The sequence below is a fragment of the Streptomyces sp. NPDC048288 genome, assembly GCF_043201555.1.
GTDB lineage: Bacteria > Actinomycetota > Actinomycetes > Streptomycetales > Streptomycetaceae > Streptomyces.
Window position 1 is genome coordinate 521495 of record NZ_JBICZD010000004.1, and the last position, 23698, is coordinate 545192.

Here is a 23698-nt window from a genome sequence, read left to right on the forward strand (position 1 = left end):
GGTCACAGGGCCGGGCGGCGGCGGTCGAGACACCGCCGCCCCGCCCTGGGCGCCCAGGTCACGCCGGGCTCATGGTGTGAGCCCCCGGCAATCCCATCCACCAGCACGGAGTCAGGAAGATGAAAAAACGCGCCTCGGACGTGTCCGGGAGCCCGCCCAGGCGGCGACGCAGCACCTACACCGTCGCGCCGCTCGTCCTCATCGCGGCCAACGTCGTCCTCTTCGGACTGTTCTTCGTCTGGCCGGCGGTGATCGGGCTCGTCTACTCCTTCACGAACTACACGGGTGTGGGGGCGTTCCAGTTCGTCGGACTGGACAACTACACGAACCTGTTCGGGGACTCCACGTTCTACGACGCGCTGTTCCGGACGCTGCTGTACACCGTGCTGGTCGTGCCGTTGAACTTCGTGCTCTCGCTCCTCATCGCCAACCTGGTGGTCAGCAAGCAGGCCAAGGGCGCGTCGTTCGCCCGGGTCGTCTTCTTCATCCCGTGGCTCATCTCGCCCATCGTCGTCGGTGTCCTGTGGCGGTGGCTGTTCGGTGAGAACTTCGGACTGATCAACTACGTCATCGAGAAGCTCGGCGGGCACGCGATCGCGTGGCAGTCGAACGCGGACCTGTCGCTGGGCGTCGTCGTGATGGCGGGCGCCTGGTGGGGAACGGCCTTCTCGATGCTGCTGTTCATCGCGGCGATCAAGAACGTGCCCACCTCGTACTACGAGGCGGCCTCGCTCGACGGCGCCGGCCCCTGGCGCCAGTTCATCAGCATCACGCTGCCGAGCATCGCGCCGACGTCCTTCATCGTCATCCTGCTCAACACGATCAACGCGATGAAGGAATACCCGCTGTTCGTCTCCCTCAACAACGGCGGACCGGGCACCTCGAACAACCTGCTCGTCCAGTACATCTACCAGACCGGATTCAACCGGGGCCAGATCGGCTACGCGAGCGCCGCGTCGTTCGTGCTGATGCTCATCCTGATGGCCGTCGCGATCATCCAGCTGATCGCCAACCGGCGGATGGAGAACCGATGACCACCACCGACACGCCGCGTAAGGTCGACGCCGGTTCCGTGAAAGCCCCTGCCAAGCGGCGGCCCCGAGGCGGGCGCGACGGTGGGTTCCGGCGCGCGGTACCCGCGACGACACTGCTGTGGATCCTGGCCGCCCTCTACGGGCTGCCGGTGGCGTGGTTCGTCCTCAGCTCCTTCAAGCCGGCCGGAGACCTGTTCTCCCTCCCGCTGACGGTGCTTCCGCACCACCCCACCCTGTCGGGCTACAAGGCGGCCTGGGACAGCGCCAACTTCTCCCAGTACTTCATCAACACCGCCCTCGTGTGCGTGATCACGACGATCCTCACGGTGGGCGTCAGCTGCTGCACCGGCTACGCGCTGGCCAAGTACGACAACAAGTGGCTCAAGGTCTTCTTCATCTGCATCCTCGCCACGACGATGCTGCCGTCCGAGGTCATGCTCGCCCCGGAGTTCCTGGTCGTCCGCGACCTCGGCCTCTACAACACCTTCGGCGGCATCATCCTCCCGGCCGTGCTCACCGCCACCGGGTGCTTCATGTTCCGCCAGTTCTTCCTGACGGTCCCCGACGAACTCGTCGAGGCCGCCCGCATCGACGGCGCCCGGGAGCTGTCGATCTTCCTGCGGATCATGGTGCCGATCTCCCGGCCCATCATGCTGACCCTCGCCATCCTGTCCTTCCAGTGGCGCTGGAACGACTACATCTGGCCGCTGCTGATGCTCAACGACCCCAACAAGTTCACCGTGCAGATCGGCATCCAGAGCCTCGTCGGGGCGCAGAACATCAACTGGTCGGTGCTGCTGGGCGGATCGGTGATCTCCATGATCCCGCTGATCCTCGTCTTCCTGGTGTTCCAGCGCTACGTCATGAGCGCCGACATCAACGCCGGACTGAAGGACTGACCTTGCCCACCCCGCTCGACCACGAGTTCCTCCGCGCGGCGGCCGGCGCCGCCGACCGGTCGGCCGCCCCGCTGGCGGCCGGCCCGGGGGAGGAACCCGCCGGTGTGACCCACCGCGCCCTGGCCCGCCGGGTGAAGACCCTGGTTGCGGCGTACCGGTCCCCGGACTCGGCCCTGCACGGCAGCGGGCAGGCCGTCGCCGCCGCGACGACCCACCTCCGCGCCCTGCGGGCCGCGCAGACCGCCACCGGCCTCTTCGCCGGCGGCGACAACGTGCAGTCACCGCCGGACTCCGCGTTCACCGTCAACGACGTGTGCGACGCGCATGTCCTCGCCGCCGGCGCGGGACCGGAACTGAGCGAGGTCACGGCCGCGCTCGCCGAGATCGCCCGTGCCACCACCGACAGCCTCCTGACCGGTGGGGCGCACACCCCGAACCACCGCTGGGAACTGTGCGCGGCACTGGCCCGGCTGCACCGGTCGTTCCCGGGCGACCGGCTGCTCGACCGCGTCGACGCGTGGCTCGCCGAGGGCGTCGACATCGACGCGGAAGGCCTGTACTCGGAACGCAGCGCCGTCTACGCGTCCCACGTGTCCAACCCGTCGCTGCTCCTGCTCGCCGACGTACTCGGCCGCGCCGACCTGCGCGACGCCGTCGAACGCAACCTCACCGCGACCCTGGACCTCATCAGACCGGACGGCACGGTGGAGACCGTCCACTCCCGACGCCAGGACCAGCACCACCCGTTCCCGCTGGCGCCCTACCTGCCCCACTACCGGCTGCTCGCGATCCGCACCGGCCGCGGCGACCTCAGCAGAGCGGCGCACCGGGCGGCGGCCGACGGCATCGACGACCCCACCCTGCTCGCCGAGACCCTCCTCACCCCCGACCTGTGCCGCCCGCTGCCGGCACCGGCGCCGGAACCCCTCCATCACGAGCGGTACTTCACCACGGCACGCCTCGCCTCCCGCGCCTCCGCCACCGCGCACACCGTCCTGTACGGCGGCTCCGACGTGCCCGGGCACCGGCGCATCCGCTCGGGCCTCGCCTGCAACCCCACCTTCCTGCGCCTGTTCGCCGGCGACGCCGTCCTCGACGCGGTCCGGCTCTCCCGGGGATTCTTCGACCTCGGCCCGTTCCGCGCCGCCGACATGCGACCGAGCGCCGACCACCGGTACCGGCTCACCGAGACCCTCAAGGCCGCCTACTACCAGCCGCTCCCGCCCGACCGGCGACGGGCCGACGGCGCCTACCACATCACCGACGAGGGACGCTTCTCGGCCGCCATGGCCTTCCCGGACCGCCCCCGGGACGAGGTCTCCCAGACCACCCGCGTCGACGTCGACCTGCGCGAGGACGGCGCCGACCTGCGGATCGACATCAGCGGACCACCGGTGCCCTGGGCCCTCGAACTGACCTTCCGGCCGGGCGGCGTGTCCGAGGGCGCCGCACCGATCGGCGACGGACGCTGGTGCCTGACGACCGGCCCGATGACCTACCGGGCCGGTGCCGACGAGATCCGGGTCGAGGCCACCGTCGAGGCGGGCCAACCCCTTGCGGGACCGGACCGGACCGACCTCCTGCGCTACGACCCGGGCCAGGACCACACCGTGGTGGGCGGCACCGACGCGACGACCGGGAACCGCGTCTACATTGGCGGGCAGGGCCCGCAGACCCTGACCGTCGCCCTGCGTGCCCACCGGCCCGCACCCGCACACTGATCCCGACCGACCCCGACGACCCACACCATGGCCACCTCCGGCATGAAGGGCTGACCTCCTCCGATGCATCTGCCGCGCCAACTCGGCCCGCTGCACGACCTGCCGTCCACCCCCGAGGCGTACGACGCGGTCCTCGCCGACGTCGTGGAGCAGGCCCTGGCCCGCCTCACCCCCGAGGGAAACCTCGAACACCCCGACGCCGACGACGACATCGGCGACACCTCCCTCGGCATCACCTCCCTGCTGGCCCTCGCCTGGCAGCGCTCGAAGGACCCGAGGCTCCCGGCGGCCGTGCACCGCAGCCTCGCCTTCCATCTGCGCGAGCGCGTCTACACCGAGGACAACCCCGGCTACCCGAACCTCACCGTCCGCGACTCCGGGCTGCCGTACGCCCGTTACGTGCTGGAGGCGGGCGCGCACCCGATCGGGGACTGGCCCAGCACGGTGTGGGCGCTGCTCCAGGCCGTCGACATCCTGGACCTGTCGGACGGCCTCGTCGACGACGGACAGCGCGCCGAACTGCTGGAGCTGGCGCGGGGCTACTGGCGCTGGCTGACCGAGGCCACCTTCTTCAACCCGCAGGAGGCCGGCAACCAGGCGATCGGCTGCGTGGTCGGCGGGCTGATGCTGGCCCGTCATCTGCCGTCGGCGGAGGCGGAGCCGCTGCGCGAGCGGGCGCTGGCCCTGTACGCCGAGAAGATCCGCGCCCACCGGGTCCTCGACCGGGGCGCCCTGCTGCCGCCCGAGCACGGCGGTGCCTACGACAACAACTACGGCCCGATCTCCCTGTCCTTCCTCGCCCAGGCCCACCGGATCAGCGGGGCGGAGATGTTCGCCGAGGACGGTGACGCGCTCGCCCGGTACATCGACGCCCGCCTGCCGGGCGGCGGCTTCGACAACGGCGGCCCCCGCTACAGCGAACAGCACTCCGCCTTCGAGTCGGTGCTCGGCCTGCGCTACTTCGGCGCCCGGATCGGCTCCGACCTCGGCCGCTACCGGGGTGACACGAACTGGGGCCGGCACGCGGTCAAGCCCGACGGCGGGGTCGACGGGCACTTCGCGTGGATGCTGGTCTGGCAGATCCAGGACACCACGCCCTGGCACCGCACCCCGTCGACCGCCCCGGCCCGGCACCAGCTGCGCGCCGGATCCGTGTCGGTCGCCTTCGACCACCACCTGACCCCCGCCCTGGTCGAGGCAGCCGGCACCTACCACCTCCCGGCCGCGGTGAACCGGCAGCACGGCTTCGGCCCCGTCCTGGACGGCTTCCTGTACTGCAGGCCGATGGGCGAGATCCGGGTCCGCGACGTCCACGCCGACGGCCTCACCGCCAAGCTGGTCAGCAAGCCGGTCGTGGGCCCCGACCACGTGCTGCGCCACGTGCGCTCCCTCTACGTCACGGACGGCACCACCCTGTGGCTGACGGTGGCCGTCGAGCGCTTCGCCGGGACGCCGTACCTGCTGGCCGGGCTGCCCTACGCGGCGGACGACGGCGACCGGGTACGCCGGGTCGCCGAGGGCCGGGTCGCCTCGGCGGGCGCACTGCGGCTCACCCATCCCGCGCTCCAGGGCCCCGACCACTTCGACGCCCGCGCCGAACTCACCCAGGAGCAGGCCGCGTTCGCGCTCGCCGCCGACCCGCGCGGCTACGGCAACCCGGACCAGGGCTGGCGCCACCTGGTCTCCAGCACCGCATACGAGGCCGAACCGGCGCCGGGCGCACCGGAACACCTGCACGTGTTCGCCGTACGGTACGGACCCGGCGGCGACTTCACCCCGTCCTTCGAAGGCGATCTGACCGTCCACACCGAGCAGTTCACGGCCGCCATCGGGGCCGACGACGCCCACGGAGTGCCCGAACTGGCCCTGACCGCCTGCTAGGGACCGTCCCGCGCGCGTCGATGAGTCCTGGGGTCCCCGGCGGTCGTACTGTCGAACCCGTTCCCGAGCAGGAGGACTCCCGATGCGCAGCGTGACCTATTCGATGAGCATGTCACTCGACGGCTACATCGTCGGGCCGGACGGCACGTTCAACTGGACGGCGCCCGACAAGGAGGTCTTCCGCTTCTGGATCGACGAGATCCAGGAGGTCGGCGTCCACCTGATGGGACGGCGACTGTACGAGACGATGCTTTACTGGGAGACCGCCGACCAGGATCCCGCGCTCGACGCCGCCGAGCGCGAATGGACCGCGCTCTGGAACCCGCTCCCGAAGGTGGTGTTCTCCACCACCTTGCCGGAGGTGCGGGGCCAGGCCGCCCGGCTGGCCTCCGGCAGCGTGGCGGAGGAGATCGAGCGCCTGCGCGCCGAGCCGGGAGAGGGCGACATCGCGATCGGCGGCGCGACACTCGCCGTCGAGGCGGCCGAACAGGGTCTCATCGACGAGTACCGGACCATGGTCTACCCGGTGCTGGTCGGCGGCGGCACTCCGTACTTCGCCCGCCACGACCGCCGCGTGGATCTCGAACGCGTCGAGACCCGCACCTTCGACTCCGGGGTCACCTACCTCCGCCACCGCGTGGTGCGCTAGGCACAGGAGGCGGCCACGAAGAACGGCACGGCGACGAGGAAACGGTCGGCCTCGGCCCGTCCGCGCTGCCCGGCCAGCCACTCGTCGGCCCGGTCGCGGCCGACGGCGCCGTTCGCGCGGGCCTGTTCGGCGAGCCGGGTGGCCGGCGGCAGGTTGCGGTACCGGCGGGCGGCCCGCGGGGAGCCCAGGAGATCCGCGCGGGCGCGCACGATCGTCCGGGTGAGCTCCGCGTCGTCCGAGTCGATCATGAGGGCGTCCCAGTCCTGTCCGGCCGGCACGATCCTGCCGCCCCGGCCGAGCACCCGCCGCGCCTCCGCCACCGCGCGCTCCGGTTCGAGGACTTCACCCGGTGCCCGAACCACAGGCGGCTGGTCGCCGAGCGGATGTCGTCCCGGGCGCGGACGCTTCCGTCACCTGCGCCAGAACAGGTGGTGGGTCACGCCGCTCGGGCTGGGGACGACCTCCAGGTGGAAGCGGTCGAGGAGTTCGTCGGGGGACTCCCAGAGGCGGAGGCCGGAGCCGAACTTCACCGGTGAGACCGCCACGTGCAGGGTGTCGACGAGGTCGGCGTCGAGGAACTGGCGGACGGTGGTGACGCCGCCGCCGAGCCGGACGTCCTGGCCCCGGGCGGCTTCGCGGGCCTGGGCGAGGACCGTGGCCGGGTCGCCCTCGACGAAGTGGAAGGTGGTGTCGGAGAGGGTGAACGACGGACGCCGGTGGTGGGTCATGACGAACACCGGGGTGCGGAACGGGGGCTCGTCGCCCCACCAGCCCTGCCACCCGTGGTCCTGCCAGGGCCCGCGCTGGGGGCCGAACTTGTTGCGGCCCATGATCTCGGCGCCGATGTTGCGGGCGAAGTCCCGGGTGAAGTAGTCGTCGAGGCCCCGGCTGCCCCCGGCATCCGTGCGGTTGGGCCAGCTCGCGGTGGCGCCGGCCCAGGAGAACAGCCGCTCGGCACGGTCGAGGCCGAACGGCCGCTCGAAGCTCTGGTGCTCACTGGCACCGGCGGCGATCCCGTCGGCCGAGACGACGAAGTTCATGACTCTCAGTAGCTGATCCACGTGTTTCCTCGCCAGGTTCGGTTCGTGTCGTCGTGGGGCGAGACGCCGCACATCATGATGTCGAACGGGAGGCGGCCGGATCGACAGCGGCCCGGGATTATTTTCGCGCGGGCAGCGCCGTCCCCGGCACCACCAGGTCCGCCCGGTCCCGGGTGGTCGCGACCAGGTCGGCGTTGAGCTGGTCGGTGCCCGCCACCCAGGCCACCGCCTCCGCGTGGCCCTTGCCGAACTCCTCGTGCCGGGCGACCAGCCGCCGTATCCGCTCGGACTCGTCGATCTCGCAGAACCAGACCTCGTCCAGGGCCGGCCGCACCCGCGCCCACAGGCCCTCCGCCAGCAGCAGGTAGTTGCCCTCCGTCACCACAAGGCGGGCCGTCGGCGGCACCGGGATCGCGCCCGCGACCGGCTGCTCCAGGACCCGCTCGAAGCCCGGCGCGTACACCACGTCCTCCGGCTCTGCGCGCAGCCGCCGCAGCAGCGCCGCGTACCCGGCCGCGTCGAAGGTCGCGGGCGCGCCCTTGCGGTCCCTGAGGCCCAGCCGGTCCAGCTCGACATCGGCCAGATGGAAGCCGTCCATCGGCACCCGCGCCACCCACGGCTCGCCGGAACCGTTCAACTCCCGCACCAGACGCTCGGCGAGGGTCGTCTTCCCGGCACCGGGACCGCCCGCGATGCCGAGCAGCGCGCGCGGGGCCCGTCCGGCGAGTGAACGGGCGCGGTCGAGGAGGTCGTCGAAAGTCAGCGGCACGCAAAAAGTGTGACATCCGGCCCGGGATGTGGCGGGCGCCACCCTCTCGAAGCCGCGCGGTGGGGAAGATGCGGGACATGACTGCACTCGGTCTGCCCGACACCATCCAGGCGTGTCTCTTCGACCTCGACGGGGTCGTCACCAAGACCGCCGTCGTGCACGCGGCGGCCTGGAAGGAGACCTTCGACGCCTTCCTGCGCGGCCACGACGGCCAGCGGCCCTTCGACGCGGTCGCCGACTACGACGAGTACGTCGACGGACGCCCGCGCGCCGACGGGGTCCGCGCCTTCCTCGACTCCCGCGGCATCCACCTGCCCGAGGGCACCCCGGACGACCCACCGGACGCACCCACCGTGCACGGCCTCGGCAACCGCAAGAACGAACTGCTCCTGGCGAAGATACGCACCCAGGGCGTGGAGGCCTACGACGGCACCCTGCGCTATCTGGAGGCGGTCCGGGAGCGGGGGCTGCGCACCGCGATCGTCTCCTCCAGCGCCAACTGCCGTGACGTACTGCGCTCGATCGGCGCCGAGCACTTCTTCGACGTCCGCGTCGACGGCGTCGTCGCCGCCGAACGCGGGCTGCCCGGCAAGCCGCACCCGGACACCTTCCTGGCCGCCGCCCGCGACCTCGGCGTCGAACCCGCCCGGGCCGCCGTCTTCGAGGACGCCCTCGCCGGGATGGACGCGGGTCGCGCGGGCCGTTTCGGGTACGTCGTCGGAGTCGACCGCGTCGGGCAGACGGACGCCCTCTACGCGCACGGCGCGGACACCGTAGTGCAGGACCTCGCCGAACTGGGAGGCAAGGAGTGATCACCCACCGGTCGTACGCCGTGGAACCCTGGGCGGTCCGCGAGACCACGCTCAACCTCGACGTGCTCGCGCAGAGCGAGTCGGTGTTCGCGCTCTCCAACGGACACGTCGGCTGGCGCGGCAACCTCGACGAGGGCGAGCCGCACGGCCTGCCGGGCAGCTACCTCAACGGCGTGCACGAGGTGCACCCGCTGCCGTACGCCGAGGCCGGCTACGGCTATCCGGAGTCCGGGCAGACCGTCATCAACGTCACCAACGGCAAGATCCTGCGACTGCTGGTCGACGACGAACCCTTCGACCTGCGCTACGGCCGTCTCGTCGCCCATGAGCGGGTCCTGGACCTGCGCCGGGGCGTCCTGGAGCGGACCTGCGAGTGGACCTCGCCCGCCGGATCCACCGTACGGGTGCGCTCCACCCGGCTGGTGTCGCTGACCCAGCGGGCGGTGGCCGCCGTCTCCTACGAGGTGGCGGCCGTCGACCGGCGCTGCCGGATCGTGATCCAGTCCGAACTGGTCACCAACGAGCAACTGCCCGACGCGAACGGCGATCCGCGAGCCGCGATCGCGCTGCAGTCGCCGCTGGAGCAGGAGGACGGGTTCGCCGCCGGGCACCGGCTGCGGCTGGTGCACCGCACCCGGCGCAGCGGGCTGCGGGTCGCCGTCGCCGCCGACCACACGGTCTCCGGCCCCGAGCGGACCTCGGCCCGCGCCGAGAGCGGTACGGACGTGGCCCGGCTGACCGTCACCTCCGTACTGGAGCCGGGGGAGCGGCTGCGGGTGGAGAAGTTCGTCGCGCACGGCTGGTCCGGGGTGCGCTCCCTGCCCGCGATGGCCGACCAGGTGGACGCGGCCCTCGCCGCCGCCGCGCACGAGGGCTGGGCAGGGCTCCTCGACGAACAGCGCGGCTATCTCGACGACTTCTGGTCCCGCGCCGACGTGGAGGTGGACGGCGACGAGGAGATCCAGCAGGCCGTCCGCTTCGCCCTCTTCCACGTCCTGCAGGCGGGCGCCCGCGCCGAACAGCGGGCGATACCCGCGAAGGGCCTGACCGGCTCCGGGTACGACGGGCACGCCTTCTGGGACACCGAGATGTTCGTCCTGCCCGTCCTCACCCACACCGCCCCCGGCGCCGTCGCCGAGGCGCTGCGCTGGCGGCACAACACCCTGCCCGCCGCCCGCGAACGCGCCGCCCAACTGGGCCTGGACGGCGCCGCGTTCCCCTGGCGGACCATCGCGGGCTCGGAGGGCTCCGCGTACTGGCCGGCCGGCACCGCGGCCTTCCACGTCAACGCCGATGTCGCCGACGCCGTGGTCCGCTATGTCGCCGCCACCGGCGACACGGACTTCGAACGGGACACCGGCGTCGAACTCCTCGTGGAGACCGCCCGGCTGTGGCGCTCGCTCGGCCACCACGACAGCCGCGGCGCCTTCCACATCGACGGCGTCACCGGCCCCGACGAGTACAGCGCGGTCGCCGACGACAACACGTACACCAACCTGATGGCCCGCGCGAACCTGCTGGCCGCCGCCGACGCCGTGGAACGCCACCCGCGGCAGGCGGCCCGGCTCGGCGTCGACGCCGAGGAGTCCGCGGCCTGGCGGGACGCCGCCGAGGCCGTGCACATCCCCTACAACCAGGAACTCGGCGTCCACGAGCAGCACGCCGGGTTCACCCGCTACCAGCGCTGGGACTTCGCGGGCACCCGCCCCGAGCAGTACCCGCTGCTGCTGAACTTCCCCTACTTCGACCTCTACCGCAAACAGGTCGTCAAACAGGCCGACCTGGTGCTCGCGATGTACACCTGCGAGGCGTACTTCGACGACGAGCACATCGCCCGCAACTTCGCCTACTACGAGCCGCTGACGGTCCGCGACTCCTCGCTCTCCGCCTGCTGCCAGGCCGTCGTCGCCGCCCAGGCCGGCCACCTCACGCTCGCCCACGCCTACACCGCCGAGGCCGCGCTGATGGACCTCGACGACCTGGAGCACAACACCCGCGACGGACTGCACATCGCCTCCCTCGCCGGCACCTGGATGGCCCTGGTGGCCGGCTTCGGCGGGCTGCGCCACTACGACGACGGCGCCCGGTTCGCCCCCCGGCTGCCCGAACGGCTGCGCCGGCTGGCCTTCAGCCTGCAACTGCGCGACAGCAGGCTGCGCGTGGAGATCGGCGCCGACAAGGCCACGTACACCTTGCTCGATGGTCCGCCCCTCACCGTCCACCACCACGGGGAGCCGGTGACGATCGGCACGGACAGCCCGGCGGTGCGGGCGGTGCCTCCGGCGCGGCCGGGCCCGGTTCCGCGCCAACCGGAACACCGGGCACCTCATCGACCTACCTGAGCGGTTTTCTTGGGGGCGCGGGGAACTGCGCGATCAGCCACGACGGTGGCGCGGACGACCGACCGTCGTCGGCCGCCGGTTCGTCGTGGCTGAGCGCGCAGTTCCCCGCGCCCCTGACGGGGCGCTTTACGTGAGGGCGTTGAAAAGGAGCCCCACGAGGTCGCCTGTTGCGTCGGCGGCGAAGAGGGCGGCCAGTGCGCCGAGGGCGAGGACGGCCGCGGCGGCCGGCCACAGTGAGGGGGGTGGGGCCGTCTGCAGGGCCGCGATCCGGCGGGTCACCGCGCGGTCCGTGAAGTTGAGGGCGCAGCCGGGGCGGGCGCTGAGGGCGGCGCGGGCCAGGGCCCGGGCGGTGGTGACGCGGTCGCCGACGGCGGTCGCCGCCTGCTCGTCGGCCCAGCGCTCCACCAGGAAGGACACGGCCGACCGGACCGGGCCGAGCAGCGGGTTGGCGGCCGCGGCCAGCGTCGCCGCCGTCACCAGACGGCCGTGCCGGTGGGTGAGATGGGCCCGTTCGTGGGCCAGCAGCACCCGCCGCTCCGCCGGTGCCAGCGCGCTCAGCATCGACGAGGTGACCAGGATCCGGCCCGGCCGGCCCGGGATCGCGAACGCCTGGGGCGTCTCGGAGGCGGCCACCACCAGCTCGGTGTCCCGAGGGTGCCCCGCGCACAGCCGCCGCAGGGCCCGCCGGGTCCGGCGCTCGGCGCGTACCGCCCGCTGCACCCGCCACACCACCACGGCCAGCGTGAGACACGCGGCGACGCCGATCACCTCGGGCACCGGGTCGGCCAGCCGGCGCCCGTCCTCGTGGGCCTCCCGGACCAGCGGCGGGGCGTCCCCCACCAGCGCGGTCGTCAGCAGGATCAGGGACCAGGTGGTCGCGGCGGCGGTCAGCGCGGCGGCGGAGGCCAGCACGCGGGCCGCCAGCGCCGGCGCCACCCGGCGGCCGACCGCCGGGCTGACCAGCGGCAGCAACAGGGAGACCAGCAGCGGGGTGTAGACGTCGAACCTCATGCGCCGCCTCCGGCGAACAGGTTCCGCAGCGCCCGCTCCTCCTCCGGGCTCAGCCCGGACACGAACTGCTGGAGCGCCGCGATCGGGTCCGGGCCCCGGTCCAGTGCCTCGTGCATGGCCTCGGCGGTCAGCTCGGCCGCGTTCTTCGCCGGCCGGTAGGCGCCGCGCCGCCCGTCCGCGTCCCGCAGCACCAGCCCCTTGTCGTACAGCCGTTTCAGGATCGTGTGAACCGTGTTGTACGCGAGGCCGCCGCCGATCTCGGACTGGATCTCGGCCGGGGTCAACGGACGGTCGGTCGCCCACAGGGCTGCGAGGACCTCGCTCTCCAGTTCTCCGGCGCTGCGCCGCTCCGCCCTGCCGCGGGACCCTGTGCCAGCCATGGCTCAACCTTACAGCGCGTAGTGCCGCCGTCCGGATGGGCGTACCGGCGCTGCCTCGGCCAGTAATTCCGGTTAGTTTGTCAGTGTTTGTCCCCTAGTCCATGGACGGTCCTACGCGCTGTAGGGGAACAGGGGTGGGTGCCTCGATGGTCCCGAACGTGAACGCCGTACCCGCCGCGGGCCGCCGAGGGGTCTACTGGCAGAGCGGTGTCTGCCTCGCCCTGCTGGTCTGCGCGGGCTGGCTGCTGCGGCGGCACTGGCCGACCGTGGAGCACGGGGCGCTCCGGCTGGCCGTCGCCGACCAGGGCTGGCTGCTGGTGGCGGCCGTGGCGGCGGTGGGGACCTGGGCGTCGTCGGCGCTCGCCCAGCAGGGTGCGGTGACCTCCCGGCTGCCCGGCGGGCGGCTGGTCGCCGCGCAGTTCGCCGCCTCGGCCGCCAACCACGTGCTGCCCGCCGGGCTCGGCGCGGGCGCGGTGAACCTGAGGTTCCTGATGCGCTGCGGACTCCCGGCGGGCCGTGGCGCGTCGGCCCTCGCGGTCAAGGCCGCCGCCGGTGCCGTGGTCCGGCTGGCCCTCATCGCCGTCCTCGCCCCCGCCTGCCCGGGGCTGCTGCGGACCCCGCACGTGCCGCCGGCCGCGGTGCTGGCGCTGGCGGTCGCGGCCGTCGGGGCCGTCGCCCTGCTCCGGGCCCGGGTGTGGCCCCGCTGCCGGGGCGCGGTGTCCGCGGTGGCGGCCGACATCCGGGCCCTGCACGCCCGTCCGGTCCGCGCGGTGGCGCTGTGGGGCGGCTCGCTCGCCTTCGCCGGGCTGCACGCGCTGGTCCTCTTCGCCGTGATCCGGGCGGTCGAACTGCCGCTGTCCCCGGCCCGGGTGGCGCTGCTCTACCTCGCGGCCAGCGGTGCCGCCGCGCTGCTGCCCACCCCGGGCGGCCTCGGCTCGCTCGACGCGGCCCTCGCCCTCGCCCTCACCGCCTCCGGGACCCCGGCCGCCACGGCCGCCTCCGCGGTGCTCGGCTACCGGCTGCTGACCGTGTGGCTGCCGCTGCTGCCGGGGCTGCTGGTCCTGGGGTTGCTGGTCCGGCGCCGGGCGCTGTGACCGGCGGGGCGTTTCCCCGCGGTCCGCATCAGGTAGGAGTCCGGTGTCGTCGGGCGACTCACGGGGCCCGCGCGGGAGGGGGAGTGGCATGACAGCGCACGACCACGACACCGGTGGCCTCCTGGCGGAGGAGTTCTTCACGCCCGGGAACTCGTCCTTCGCCGGGTTCCTCGCCGCCCACCGGCCCGAACTGCTGCCCACCCGCAGCCCCTTGCCCGCCGGTACGGTCGCCCCGCCCGGCGCCTTCCCGCACGGCACCACCGTCCTGGCCCTCGGCTACCGCGACGGCGTGCTGATCGCCGGCGACCGCAGGGCCACCATGGGCAACCTCATCGCCCAGCGCGACCTGGAGAAGGTGCACCCCGCCGACGACCTCACGGCGGTCGCCTTCGCCGGCACCGTCGGACTCGCCCTCGACATGGTCAAGCTCTACCAGGTCGAGCTGACCCACTTCGAGAAGGTCGAGGGCATCCCCCTGACCCTCGACGGCAAGGCCCGCCGGCTCGCCGCGATGATCCGCGAGAACCTCGGCCAGGCCATGCAGGGCCTCGCCGTCGTCCCGCTGCTCGCGGGTTACGACACGAAGGCGCCGGAGGGCGGACGCGGCCGCATCTTCAGCTTCGACGTCGCCGGCGGCCTCTACGAGAAGCACGCGTTCCACGCCGAGGGCAGTGGCTCGCCGTACGCCGGGGGAGCCCTGAAGAAGCTGTACCGCCCCGGCCTGACCCGCCGCGAGGCCGCCCTGGCCGCGCTCCAGGCGCTCTACGACGCGGCCGACGATGACTCGGCGACCGGCGGCCCCGACCTCAACCGCCGTATCTTCCCGCGGGTCTCGGTCATCACGGAGGACGGTTTCGAACGGCTCCCGGAGCCCGAGACGGAGGACCTCACCCGGGAGATGATCGACCAGCGCCGCACCCGCCCGGACGGCCCCGGCGCCACCGCCTGAGTCACGGTGCGGGCACCGGTCTCCGCGGTACGTCGTCCGGTGCTCCCGCGTCCGGGAGCCACCGGGCCGCCGCGCACCCGCAGAGCCCGAGCCAGCCGACGGCGAACAGCCAGCCGCCGAGCACGTCCGTGAGCCAGTGCACGCCGAGGAAGACCCGGGTGCCCCCGACGGCGACCGCCCAGCAGGCGACGGCGACGCACCACGGCGTGGCGCCCCGCGGGGCGCGGATCCGGACGGCGAGGATCACCAGACCGGCGGTCAGCGCGGCCGTGGTGCTGTGGCCGGACGGGAACGACCAGCCGGAGGCGTGCGTCTGCCAGTCCTGCTGCGGTGGTCTGGGCCGGGCGATCCACTCCATCACACCGCGCCGCGCCAGCTGTCCCAGGGCGAGGCAGGCGACGCCGAGCAGCGCGCCGGCCAGTCGGCGGCGCGGGGTGCGGCCCGCGTACAGCCCGGCCGCCACGACCAGGGCGTACGGGATCACCCCGGTGCCGGTCGCGGTCAGCCCCCGGGCCACGGCCACCGCCACGTCCGGGCGGTGGCCGAGGGACCAGGTCAGCAGCGCGCGGTCCAGACCGAGCGGGGCCCCGTGCCGGCCGGCCGCCACCACGGCGAGCACGGCGAAGGCCGCCCAGGCACCGAGCGCGACGCTCCCCGCGAACTCCGCGGTCCTCTTGCGGTTCATGACCTCGGCGGCGGCCCTTCGGTGCGGTGCGCTTCCAGTGACTACTGGACTGTAGACGGTCTACTGCAATGTAGACGACTGTCGCCCCACCCGTGTTCCCGCGTGCGCGGGTCGGAGGCCGTTCACGGCTTTTGCCGCACCATTACCTGTTCATGACTGACTGACTACACGGGTGTAGTCATCATGGTCGGCGGAGTAAGTAAGGCATGCCTTCACTAAGTTCGAGCCAAGAGGCGGGGACGGGCCTGCCGGGGAGGGCTGCGGCGGATGTGGGACGACGCGTTTCCAAGTTTCCTGATCGGGCTGAGGGAAGGGCTTGAGGCCGGGCTGATCGTCTCGATCCTCGTCGCCACGCTGGTGCGGGCCGGGGCCAGAAACCGGCTCCCGCAGGTGTGGACGGGCGTGCTGGCCGCCATCGCGCTGGCGATGAGCTTCGGCGCGGTCCTCACCTTCACCGCCGCCTCGCTCTCCGCGACCGCGCAGGAGGCCTTCGGCGGCACCCTCAGCGTGATCGCGGTTGCCTTCGTCACCGCGATGGTCTTCTGGATGCGCCGCTCGGCGCGCAGCCTCTCCGGCGAGATCAAGGAGAAGGTGACCGGCGCGCTGGCGATGGGCTCGGGGGTGCTGATCCTCACCTCGTTCCTCGCGGTCGGCCGGGAGGGTCTGGAGACCGCGCTGTTCCTGTGGACCACCGCCCGGGCGGCCGGTGAGTCCGCCGGGCCCCTGACCGGCGCCGGGATCGGCCTGGTCCTGGCGGCGGGGCTGTGCTGGGGCCTGTACCGCCGCGTCCTGAAGATCAACCTGACCAGGTTCTTCACCTGCACGGGCGCCGTCCTCATCGTGATCGCCGCCGGTGTCCTCGGCTACGGCCTGCGCGACCTCCAGGAGGGCGGTGTCCTCCCGGGCACCACCGCGTACGCCCTGGACCTCAGCGGCAGCGTCGACGCGGGCTCCTGGTACAGCACCCTCCTCCAGGGCGTCCTCAACATCACGCCGACCATGACCTGGCTCCAGGTGGCCGGATACCTCGGCTACCTCGCGGTCGTCATGACGCTGTTCGTACGCGGAGTCCGCCCGCCCGCGCCGAAGCCGGCCACCGAGCCGGTCACCGCCGTGTCCCAGCCGGAGCCCGGCGCCGAGCACCTCACGCCGGTGCCTGCCGCCGACCATGCGGAGCCGCAGCCACGGTCGGCCGACCCCGCTGCGGAGCGGCCCGCGTCCGCCGGCGGGGCGGAGCCTTCCGCAGCGGTGCCGGGGCGGCGGACGGAGTCGGACCTCGCTGCCGACCGGCCGGACCTCGGGTCCGAGGCCGCCGACGAGGTCGCGTCGCAGTCCGGTGCGGGGGCGGAGCCTTCCGTCGAGGAGGTGGAGCCGGTTCCCGATGGCGGTCGGCCGGAGCCCGGTTCGAGGCCCGGCCGGGGGCCGCGCCGTCGTCCTGCCTGGGTGGTGCCCGTTGCCGTGGTGGCCGTGCCCGCGGTCGTCGCCGGGCTCGTCGTCGCTCTGGGGCGGCCCAAGCCGGCCGGGGGGCAGACCATCGCGGTGTCGGAGACGGAGTGCGGGAAGGGGTTCAGTGCGCCCGAGGCGGGCCGGCAGACGTTCCAGATGCGGAACACCGGGACCAGGACCTCCGAGGTGTATCTGATCGACCCGAGCAGCAACGCGGTCTACGGGGAGGTCGAGGGCCTCGCCCCCGGCACCACGCGTGACCTGGTCGCGACCGTCTCCGGCGGGACGTACGCCTGGCGCTGCGTCCCGTCCGGCGGCAAGGCCGTCACCTCCAGGTCGGTCACCGTCAGCGGCAGCGGAAGCGGCGCCAAGGCGGTCGTACCGGTCTCCGAGAACGACCTCGCGGAGCCGCTGAAGCAGTACAAGGTGTACGTCGAGCACGGCCTGGCCACCCTCGTCGCCCAGACCCGCACCCTCGAAGCCGACATCGAGGGCAACCACCTCGCCAAGGCCCGCACCGACTGGCTGACCGCCCACCTCACCTACGCCTCCCTCGGCGCCGCCTACGGCACCTTCGAGGACTTCGACCAGAAGATCAACGGCCGGGCCGACGGCCTCGCGGGCGGGGTGGCCGACCCGGACTTCGCGGGGTTCCACCGGGTCGAGTACGGGCTGTGGCACGCGCAGACCGCCGGACAGCTGAAGGCTCCGGTCCAGGCGCTCGCCGAGGCCGCCGCCGGGCTCCAGAAGGCGTTCCCCGCCCAGGACTTCGACCCGGGCGACCTGCCGCTGCGCGCCCACGAGATCCTGGAGAACACCCTCCAGTTCGAGCTGACCGCCGACACCGACGAGGGCAGCGGCACCAACCTCGCCACCGCGAACGCCAACCTGGCGGGCACCCGCGAGCTGCTCACCGTACTGAAGCCGCTGCTGACCACCCGCGCGCCCGAGCTGCTGACGACCGTCGACGCGGACATCGCCCGCCTGCAGAAGCTGCTGGACGCCGAGCACCAGGCGGCGAGCTGGACCCCGGTGGAGAAGCTCGACGCGCTCACGCGGCAACAGCTCAACGGTGTCACCGGCCGGCTGCTGGAGGACCTCTCCCCGGTGCCGGACCTCCTGGAGATCAGGAAGTCCGCCTGATGAACCACGCAGAAGACACGCACCTGTACGACGAAGGGAACCCTCCGATGTCCGCTGCCGACACCCCGTCCTGCCCGATGGGCGCGGGCCGCCGTTCCTTCGTGCGGACGGCGCTGGGCGCCGGGGCCGCGGGCGCGGTGCTGGCCGGCGGCGGGTTCGCGCTCGGCCAGGCCGGCGGCACCGCCGAGGCCCAGGCCGCCGACGCGACCGGCACCGCCAAGGTCCCCTTCCACGGCGCCCACCAGGCCGGCATCCTCACCCCGGCCCCGGCCGCCGCGACCTTCGTCTCCCTCGACGTCATCGCCGACAGCCGGCGGGAACTCGCCGACCTGCTGAAGACGATCACCGCGCGGGCCCGCTTCCTCACCTCCGGCGGCACCCCCGAGGACCTCGGCGTGGGCGCGCCGCCCTCCGACAACGGCATCCTCGGCCCCACGGTTCCCTCCGACGAGCTGACGGTCACCGTCGGCGTCGGCGCCTCCCTCTTCGACGACCGCTACGGCCTGGGGAAGGCGAAGCCGGCCCGGCTGACGCCGATGCGGACCTTCCCGAACGACCACCTCGACGCGGCCGAGTGCCACGGCGACCTGTCGCTGCAGATCTGTGCGGCCAGCACGGACACGGTGCTGCACGCTCTGCGGGACATCGCCAAGCACACCCGCGGCGCCATGCAGATCAAGTGGCGGATCGACGGCTTCCAGAACGCCCCGCGGCCCACCGGCGCCCAGCGCAACCTGCTCGGCTTCAAGGACGGCATCGCCAACCCGGACGTCAACTCGGCCCGCGAGACGGACCGGCTGATCTGGGTCGGCGAGGGGCAGGGCGAGCCGGCCTGGACGGCGGGCGGCAGCTACCAGGTGATCCGGATCATCCGGATGCTCGTCGAGTTCTGGGACCGGGTCTCGCTGAGCGAGCAGGAGCTGATGTTCGGCCGCCGCAAGGACACCGGCGCCCCGCTGGACGGCGCCAAGGAGACCGACATCCCCCAGTACGCCAAGGACCCGAAGGGCAACGCCATCCCGCTGGACGCCCACATCCGGCTCGCCAACCCGCGGACCGCCAAGACCGACAGCACCCGCATCCTGCGCCGCGGCTACAACTACGACCGGGGGATCGACAGCGTCGGCAACCTCGACATGGGCCTGGTCTTCTGCTGCTACAACCAGGACGTCCGGCGCCAGTTCGAGGCCACCCAGACCCGGCTGATCGACGAACCCCTCGTCGACTACATCTCGCCGACCGGCGGCGGCTACTTCTTCGCGCTGCCGGGGGTGAGGAACGGCAAGGACTGGCTGGGCAGCGGGCTCCTGGCCGCCTGAGCACCGCGCGGGCCTTTGCCTTCCCATGGAACTCTCTTGGTGAAGGCCTGTCGCGGGCATTGATGCGAATGATTTGCAAGTACGGGAGGATGGCACCAGGCTGCCGCTCGCAGCTGCCTCCGCACGACCGAAGGATGCCACCTCCCGATGACGGCCGCCCCTGGTTCCGCTCCGTCCCTCCCCGCCCAGGCCGAGACCAAGCGCTCGGCCTGGCACCGTGTCCGGGGCTCCATGACCCGGCAGGAGTGGATCAGGGTCGGCGGGATGGCCTCCTTCGTGCTCGCCCTGCACGTCATCGGCTGGGGCACCCTGGTCGGGATCATCGCCCCGCAGCACTTCAGCGTCGGAACCGAGTCGTTCGGCATCGGCATCGGTGTGACCGCGTACACGCTCGGCATGCGGCACGCCTTCGACGCCGACCACATCGCGGCGATCGACAACACCACCCGCAAGCTGATGGGGGAGGGGCAGCGCCCGCTCTCGGTCGGCTTCTGGTTCTCGCTCGGCCACTCCAGCATCGTCTTCGGCCTCGCCCTGCTGCTCTCGCTCGGCATGAAGACCCTGGCCGGCCCCGTCCAGGACGACGGCTCGCACCTGCACGAGGTCACCGGCCTGATCGGTACGACCGTCTCCGGCACCTTCCTCTACCTGATCGCCGGCATCAACCTCGTCATCCTGGCCGGCATCTGGAAGGTCTTCCGGCAGATGCGCTCCGGCGCCTACGACGAGGCGGCGCTGGAGACGCAGCTGAACAACCGCGGCCTCATGAACCGCTTCCTCGGCCGGGTCACCGGCTCGATCCGCAAGCCCTGGCAGATGTACCCGCTCGGCCTGCTCTTCGGCCTCGGCTTCGACACCGCCACCGAGATCGCCCTGCTGGTCCTGGCCGGCTCCGGCGCCGCCTCCGGACTGCCCTGGTACGCGATCCTCACCCTGCCGGTCCTGTTCGCGGCCGGTATGTCGCTGCTCGACACCATCGACGGCTCGTTCATGAACTTCGCCTACGAGTGGGCGTTCTCCAAGCCGGTCCGCAAGGTCTACTACAACCTCACCATCACCGGCCTGTCCGTCGCCGTCGCGCTCATCATCGGCACCGTGGAACTCCTCGGCCTGCTCGCCGACAAGATGGACCTGCACGGCGTCTTCTGGGACTGGGTCGCCGGACTCGACCTCAACACCGTCGGCTTCGTCATCGTCGGCCTCTTCTTCGCCACCTGGGCGCTCGCCCTGCTGATCTGGAAGGCCGGCCGTATCGAGGAGAAGTGGACCACGGGGCTCGCCCGGCCCGCCGAGCAGACCGAGGGCTAGGGGACCGCCCCCGGCGGCCCGCCGGACGAAACGCGATCGCGCCGCGCCCGGCGTCCCCCTACGCTGACGCGCATGGCATGCCGCATCAGTGAGCTGGTCCTGGACGCCGCCGATCCCGAGCGGCTCGCCGCGTTCTGGAGCGAGGTCCTCGGCTACGTCGAACTCGGCCGGGAGGACGACGGAAGCATCGAGATCGGACCGCCCGGCACCGGCTTCGGCGGACCGCAGCCCACCCTCGTCCTCAGCCCCAGCGCCGACGCGCGGCCCGGGAAGCTCCCGCTGCACCTCGACGTCAACGCCACCGACCGCGACCAGGACGCCGAGCTGGAACGGCTGCTCGCGCTGGGCGCCCGGCCCGCCGACGTCGGCCAGACCGGCACCGAGAGCTGGTACGTCCTGGCCGACCCCGAGGGCAACGAGTTCTGCCTGCTGCGCCGCCGCCTCCCGCCCCTCTGACCCGGCGGGGCGGCGACCGGCCCCTCAGCCGCGGATCTTCAGGTCCGCCCGCCACTTCACGAGCTGCTTCTCCGCGTCACCGGTGTACGACCAGGGCGTACGGGTCGCCCGCCGCCCCTGGAGCCGGAGCAGAGCGGTGGCGATGTCCGTGACGCCCGCCTGACAGGCCGCGTGCGTCAGGTAGTTCAGGTCGCGCAGTTCACCCGGGGCGATCGGCGCGTCGCCGCGCTGGGCGATCCAGCGTTCCCAGGTGCGCCGTACGTCGCTGACCGCGCCGTCGTGTTTCCAGTGCTGGCTGAGCGCGACCGTGTTCTGCTGCCCCTGTGCCGCGTCCAGGGCGTGGCGGAACTCCTCGACGCGGGCGTACTGCACCAGGACCGGCAGCGGGCAGCCGGGCGGGGCGACCCCGGCCGCGTCGCGGGCGAAGTCGTACATCAGGCCGTGCGTGCCGTGCCAGCGCGCGGAGTAGTAGTGCAGGACCTGGAGGTGGCCCTCCACGTTGTACGGGTCGCGCCGGTGCAACTCGTCCCACCAGCGGGCGAGTTCCTGCCGGCGCACCCCGGTCGGGTACAGCCGGGCCACCGAGATCAGGGAGACCCAGGGCGTCGGGTCCTGCGGGTACGCCTCCGCGGCGGCCAGGCAGGCCAGCACGGCGGCGTCGATCCTGCCCCGGTCGATCGGGAATCCCCGGCCCGCCGAGATGGCCAGGGTGAACGCCCGGGCCGTCTCGGTCGCCGCCCGCAGGATCAGCGCGTCGGCGCTGTACGGCTCGGCGGCCAGCCAGGACTCCGCGGTGGAACTGCCCGCGCAGGCCTGCGCCAGGAGCCGTACCCGGTGCCCCCGGACCAGCCAGTCGGGCCCGGTGGCCCGGAGCAGCTCCCGCAGGCCCTGCCAGCGCCCGATGACGATGTCCTGGCGGGCGGAGGTGAGGGAGGAGTCCCCGCAGTCCGGGTCGAAGTCGGGGGCGAAGCGGTCTCGCGCCATCGGACTCGTACCTCAGAAATCGGTGGGGAGGCCTTCGTAAGCCTGGGCATATGCGGTGACGTGGTCGTCGGGGACGTAGTCGGCCTCGACCGTGCGGGTGGCGTCCAGCTTGGCAGGACGGTAGTAGTCGCTGCCCTGTCTCCAGTACCAGAGCATCGGAATCAGGCCGACGGCCAGACCGCCGATACCGATCGCGATCGCCGCACCGCTCAGCTCGCTCAGCGACTCGACGAAGATCCAGAACATGAACACCGCGCCGAACAGCGGCCACACCCCGCCGAGCAGGAAGTTGCCGGCCGACTTGAAGAGCATCTTGCGGTAGGCGACGACCACCGCGAGGCCGGCCAGACCGTAGTAGACGGCGATCTGCAGGCCGATCGCCGAGATGGCGTCGGAGAGGATCTCGCCCACCGAACCGAGGGCGTTGGAGGCGATGAACATCACCAGGGCCACCGCGCCGACCACACCGATCGCCACGTGCGGGGTGTTCCAGGTGCGGTGCACCCGGCCCAGCGCGGCCGGCATCGTCCGGTCCCGGCCCATCGCGAACAGCGAGCGGGTGACCTGGATGAGGGTCGTCTCCAGGGTGGCGATGGTCGACAGCATCACGGCGACGATCAGCACCTTGCCGCCCCAGCCCGGCGCGATCTGGTCGCCGAGGACGGCCAGGACGTTGGCGTCGTTCGCGGCGATCTGGTCCGAGGACAGGATCACGTTCACCGCGATGGTGAACACCTCGAACAGGGCGAAGACGATGCCCACCCCGATCAGGCCCGCGAGTCCGGTCGTACGGCGGGAGTTGCGGGTCTCCTCGCTGAGGTTGCTGGTGACGTCCCAGCCCCAGTAGTAGAACGCGGCGATCAACGCGCCCGAGGCGAAGCCGGAGACGCCGTCGAAGTGGGAGAAGCCCAGCCAGGACCAGTCGAAGGCACGGGCGTTGCCGGTGTGGAAGAGGGCCAGCACCGCGAAGAGCAGCAGGATGGCCAGTTCGATGCCGGACATCAGCAGCTGGGCGCGGACCGTGAGGCGGGCGCCGCCGAGCACCACCGCCAGCATGATCAGGAACCAGGCGGCGCCGACCACCGTGGACAGGGCCACGTTGTCGGCGAGGCCCTCGTCGAACAGGGACAGGGTCATCGACCCGGCGGGCAGGGAGCCGGCCACCATGAAGATGGTCGCGGACACCACCAGCGCCCAGCCGCTGACGAAGCCGAGGAAGGGGTGCAGGGTGCGGCCCACCCAGGAGTAGCTCGCGCCCGCGTTCACGTCGATCCGGCCCAGGTAGCTGAAGGCCAGCGCGATCCCCAGCATCGGTATCGCGCACCACAGCAGCGCGGCCGGACTGGCCAGTCCCACCGCCCCCACCAGGACCGCGGTGGTCGCGGCCAGCGAGTACGCCGGTGCGCTGCCCGCGACGGCCATCACCACGGTGTCGAACGTGCCGAGGGCATTGGCCTGCAGCCCTCTGCCCCTGCTGTTGCTCATAGGTTGTGCTGCTTTCCGGTCGTGCACGGCGCACAGGAGTGCAGGCCCGCGGCGGTACGGGTGGGGGGTGCGCGACCGTCCTCGGACCCGGTGAGGGTTGGCCTCGGGGCAGGGGCCGGCCAGGAGAAGAAAAGCGTGGTGAGGGCCGCATGCCGAGAGTCGGCGGACGGTCACACCGCGTGTGTGGGTGTGACTATAGCGGCACTCTTTGACCTTTCAAGCTGACCGACCGGTAATCACATATGCCACTTGGGGAGCCCAACTCTCACGCCGGAAGCATCGGTTCCGGTG

General features: G+C 72.3%; 21 protein-coding genes. 13 read left to right on the forward strand and 8 right to left on the reverse strand.

Features of this window, described 5'->3' with window-relative positions:
* The first annotated feature begins 119 nt into the window (after positions 1 to 119).
* From ACGFZS_RS17785 to ACGFZS_RS17805, 5 genes are all read left to right on the forward strand, one after another.
* Complete coding sequence (locus tag ACGFZS_RS17785) at positions 120 to 1034, forward strand: sugar ABC transporter permease (protein ID WP_365678796.1); 915 nt, start codon at positions 120 to 122, stop codon at positions 1032 to 1034.
* Entirely contained in the window at positions 1031 to 1933 is a 903-nt protein-coding gene (locus tag ACGFZS_RS17790) for a carbohydrate ABC transporter permease (RefSeq protein WP_393795840.1), read from the forward strand. The genes ACGFZS_RS17785 and ACGFZS_RS17790 overlap by 4 nt, the downstream gene beginning before the upstream one ends.
* A gap of 2 nt (positions 1934 to 1935) precedes the next feature.
* Positions 1936 to 3654 (forward strand): hypothetical protein, encoded by a 1719-nt coding sequence (locus tag ACGFZS_RS17795; protein WP_393795841.1) that lies wholly within the window; start codon positions 1936 to 1938, stop codon positions 3652 to 3654.
* Between the two features lie 63 nt (positions 3655 to 3717).
* Positions 3718 to 5535, forward strand: coding sequence for a hypothetical protein (locus ACGFZS_RS17800; RefSeq protein ID WP_393795842.1), 1818 nt, complete (start codon positions 3718 to 3720; stop codon positions 5533 to 5535).
* Positions 5536 to 5617: 82 nt separating this feature from the next.
* Positions 5618 to 6184, forward strand: a complete 567-nt coding sequence (locus ACGFZS_RS17805; protein ID WP_393658999.1) for a dihydrofolate reductase family protein — start codon at positions 5618 to 5620, stop codon at positions 6182 to 6184.
* On the opposite strand, the gene ACGFZS_RS17810 is transcribed toward ACGFZS_RS17805, so the two are convergent.
* From ACGFZS_RS17810 to ACGFZS_RS17820, 3 genes are all read right to left on the reverse strand, one after another.
* Positions 6181 to 6504, reverse strand: a complete 324-nt coding sequence (locus tag ACGFZS_RS17810; protein WP_393795843.1) for a hypothetical protein — start codon at positions 6502 to 6504, stop codon at positions 6181 to 6183. The two genes, ACGFZS_RS17805 and ACGFZS_RS17810, sit on opposite strands and share 4 nt — an antisense overlap.
* 90 nt (positions 6505 to 6594) lie before the next feature.
* Entirely contained in the window at positions 6595 to 7245 is a 651-nt protein-coding gene (locus ACGFZS_RS17815) for a dihydrofolate reductase family protein (RefSeq protein ID WP_393795844.1), read from the reverse strand.
* Positions 7246 to 7342: 97 nt separating this feature from the next.
* Positions 7343 to 7993, reverse strand: coding sequence for a nucleoside/nucleotide kinase family protein (locus ACGFZS_RS17820; RefSeq protein ID WP_393795845.1), 651 nt, complete (start codon positions 7991 to 7993; stop codon positions 7343 to 7345).
* Between the two features lie 77 nt (positions 7994 to 8070).
* On the opposite strand from ACGFZS_RS17820, the gene ACGFZS_RS17825 reads away from it, so the two are divergent.
* Both ACGFZS_RS17825 and ACGFZS_RS17830 read left to right on the forward strand, forming a co-directional pair.
* The gene (locus ACGFZS_RS17825) at positions 8071 to 8805 is read left to right on the forward strand and encodes a beta-phosphoglucomutase family hydrolase (protein ID WP_393795846.1); all 735 of its coding nucleotides are present in this window, start codon (positions 8071 to 8073) and stop codon (positions 8803 to 8805) included.
* Positions 8802 to 11147 (forward strand): glycoside hydrolase family 65 protein, encoded by a 2346-nt coding sequence (locus ACGFZS_RS17830; RefSeq protein WP_393795847.1) that lies wholly within the window; start codon positions 8802 to 8804, stop codon positions 11145 to 11147. The genes ACGFZS_RS17825 and ACGFZS_RS17830 overlap by 4 nt, the downstream gene beginning before the upstream one ends.
* A 126-nt stretch (positions 11148 to 11273) precedes the next feature.
* Here ACGFZS_RS17830 and ACGFZS_RS17835 read toward each other — a convergent pair whose 3' ends face one another.
* Together ACGFZS_RS17835 and ACGFZS_RS17840 are read right to left on the reverse strand one after the other, a co-directional pair.
* Positions 11274 to 12158, reverse strand: coding sequence for a M56 family metallopeptidase (locus tag ACGFZS_RS17835; RefSeq protein WP_393795848.1), 885 nt, complete (start codon positions 12156 to 12158; stop codon positions 11274 to 11276).
* Positions 12155 to 12538 (reverse strand): BlaI/MecI/CopY family transcriptional regulator, encoded by a 384-nt coding sequence (locus ACGFZS_RS17840; protein ID WP_355718298.1) that lies wholly within the window; start codon positions 12536 to 12538, stop codon positions 12155 to 12157. The genes ACGFZS_RS17835 and ACGFZS_RS17840 overlap by 4 nt, the downstream gene beginning before the upstream one ends.
* 146 nt (positions 12539 to 12684) lie before the next feature.
* On the opposite strand from ACGFZS_RS17840, the gene ACGFZS_RS17845 reads away from it, so the two are divergent.
* Both ACGFZS_RS17845 and prcB read left to right on the forward strand, forming a co-directional pair.
* On the forward strand, positions 12685 to 13632 hold the full coding sequence (locus tag ACGFZS_RS17845; RefSeq protein WP_393795849.1) for a lysylphosphatidylglycerol synthase domain-containing protein: 948 nt from the start codon (positions 12685 to 12687) through the stop codon (positions 13630 to 13632).
* Positions 13633 to 13720: 88 nt separating this feature from the next.
* Positions 13721 to 14581 (forward strand): proteasome subunit beta, encoded by an 861-nt coding sequence (prcB, locus tag ACGFZS_RS17850; protein WP_393795850.1) that lies wholly within the window; start codon positions 13721 to 13723, stop codon positions 14579 to 14581.
* A 1-nt stretch (position 14582) separates the two neighbouring features.
* Here the strand turns inward: prcB and ACGFZS_RS17855 are convergent, their stop codons facing one another.
* On the reverse strand, positions 14583 to 15266 hold the full coding sequence (locus tag ACGFZS_RS17855; protein WP_393795851.1) for a phosphatase PAP2 family protein: 684 nt from the start codon (positions 15264 to 15266) through the stop codon (positions 14583 to 14585).
* A gap of 267 nt (positions 15267 to 15533) precedes the next feature.
* Between ACGFZS_RS17855 and efeU the strand changes: the two genes are divergently transcribed.
* The 4 genes from efeU (at position 15534) to ACGFZS_RS17875 (ending at position 20938) form a co-directional block, all read left to right on the forward strand.
* Complete coding sequence (gene efeU / locus ACGFZS_RS17860) at positions 15534 to 17855, forward strand: iron uptake transporter permease EfeU (protein ID WP_393795852.1); 2322 nt, start codon at positions 15534 to 15536, stop codon at positions 17853 to 17855.
* A gap of 47 nt (positions 17856 to 17902) precedes the next feature.
* Positions 17903 to 19174, forward strand: a complete 1272-nt coding sequence (gene efeB / locus ACGFZS_RS17865; protein ID WP_393795853.1) for an iron uptake transporter deferrochelatase/peroxidase subunit — start codon at positions 17903 to 17905, stop codon at positions 19172 to 19174.
* Positions 19175 to 19321: 147 nt separating this feature from the next.
* Positions 19322 to 20482: a HoxN/HupN/NixA family nickel/cobalt transporter gene (locus ACGFZS_RS17870; protein ID WP_393795854.1), complete on the forward strand. Its 1161-nt coding sequence runs from the start codon at positions 19322 to 19324 to the stop codon at positions 20480 to 20482.
* A 72-nt stretch (positions 20483 to 20554) separates the two neighbouring features.
* Positions 20555 to 20938, forward strand: coding sequence for a VOC family protein (locus tag ACGFZS_RS17875; RefSeq protein WP_393795855.1), 384 nt, complete (start codon positions 20555 to 20557; stop codon positions 20936 to 20938).
* Between the two features lie 24 nt (positions 20939 to 20962).
* Here the strand turns inward: ACGFZS_RS17875 and ACGFZS_RS17880 are convergent, their stop codons facing one another.
* Both ACGFZS_RS17880 and ACGFZS_RS17885 read right to left on the reverse strand, forming a co-directional pair.
* The gene (locus tag ACGFZS_RS17880; protein WP_393659027.1) at positions 20963 to 21922 is read right to left on the reverse strand and encodes a hypothetical protein; all 960 of its coding nucleotides are present in this window, start codon (positions 21920 to 21922) and stop codon (positions 20963 to 20965) included.
* Positions 21923 to 21934: 12 nt separating this feature from the next.
* Positions 21935 to 23407 (reverse strand): APC family permease, encoded by a 1473-nt coding sequence (locus ACGFZS_RS17885; RefSeq protein WP_393795856.1) that lies wholly within the window; start codon positions 23405 to 23407, stop codon positions 21935 to 21937.
* Between the last annotated feature and the right edge of the window lie 291 nt (positions 23408 to 23698).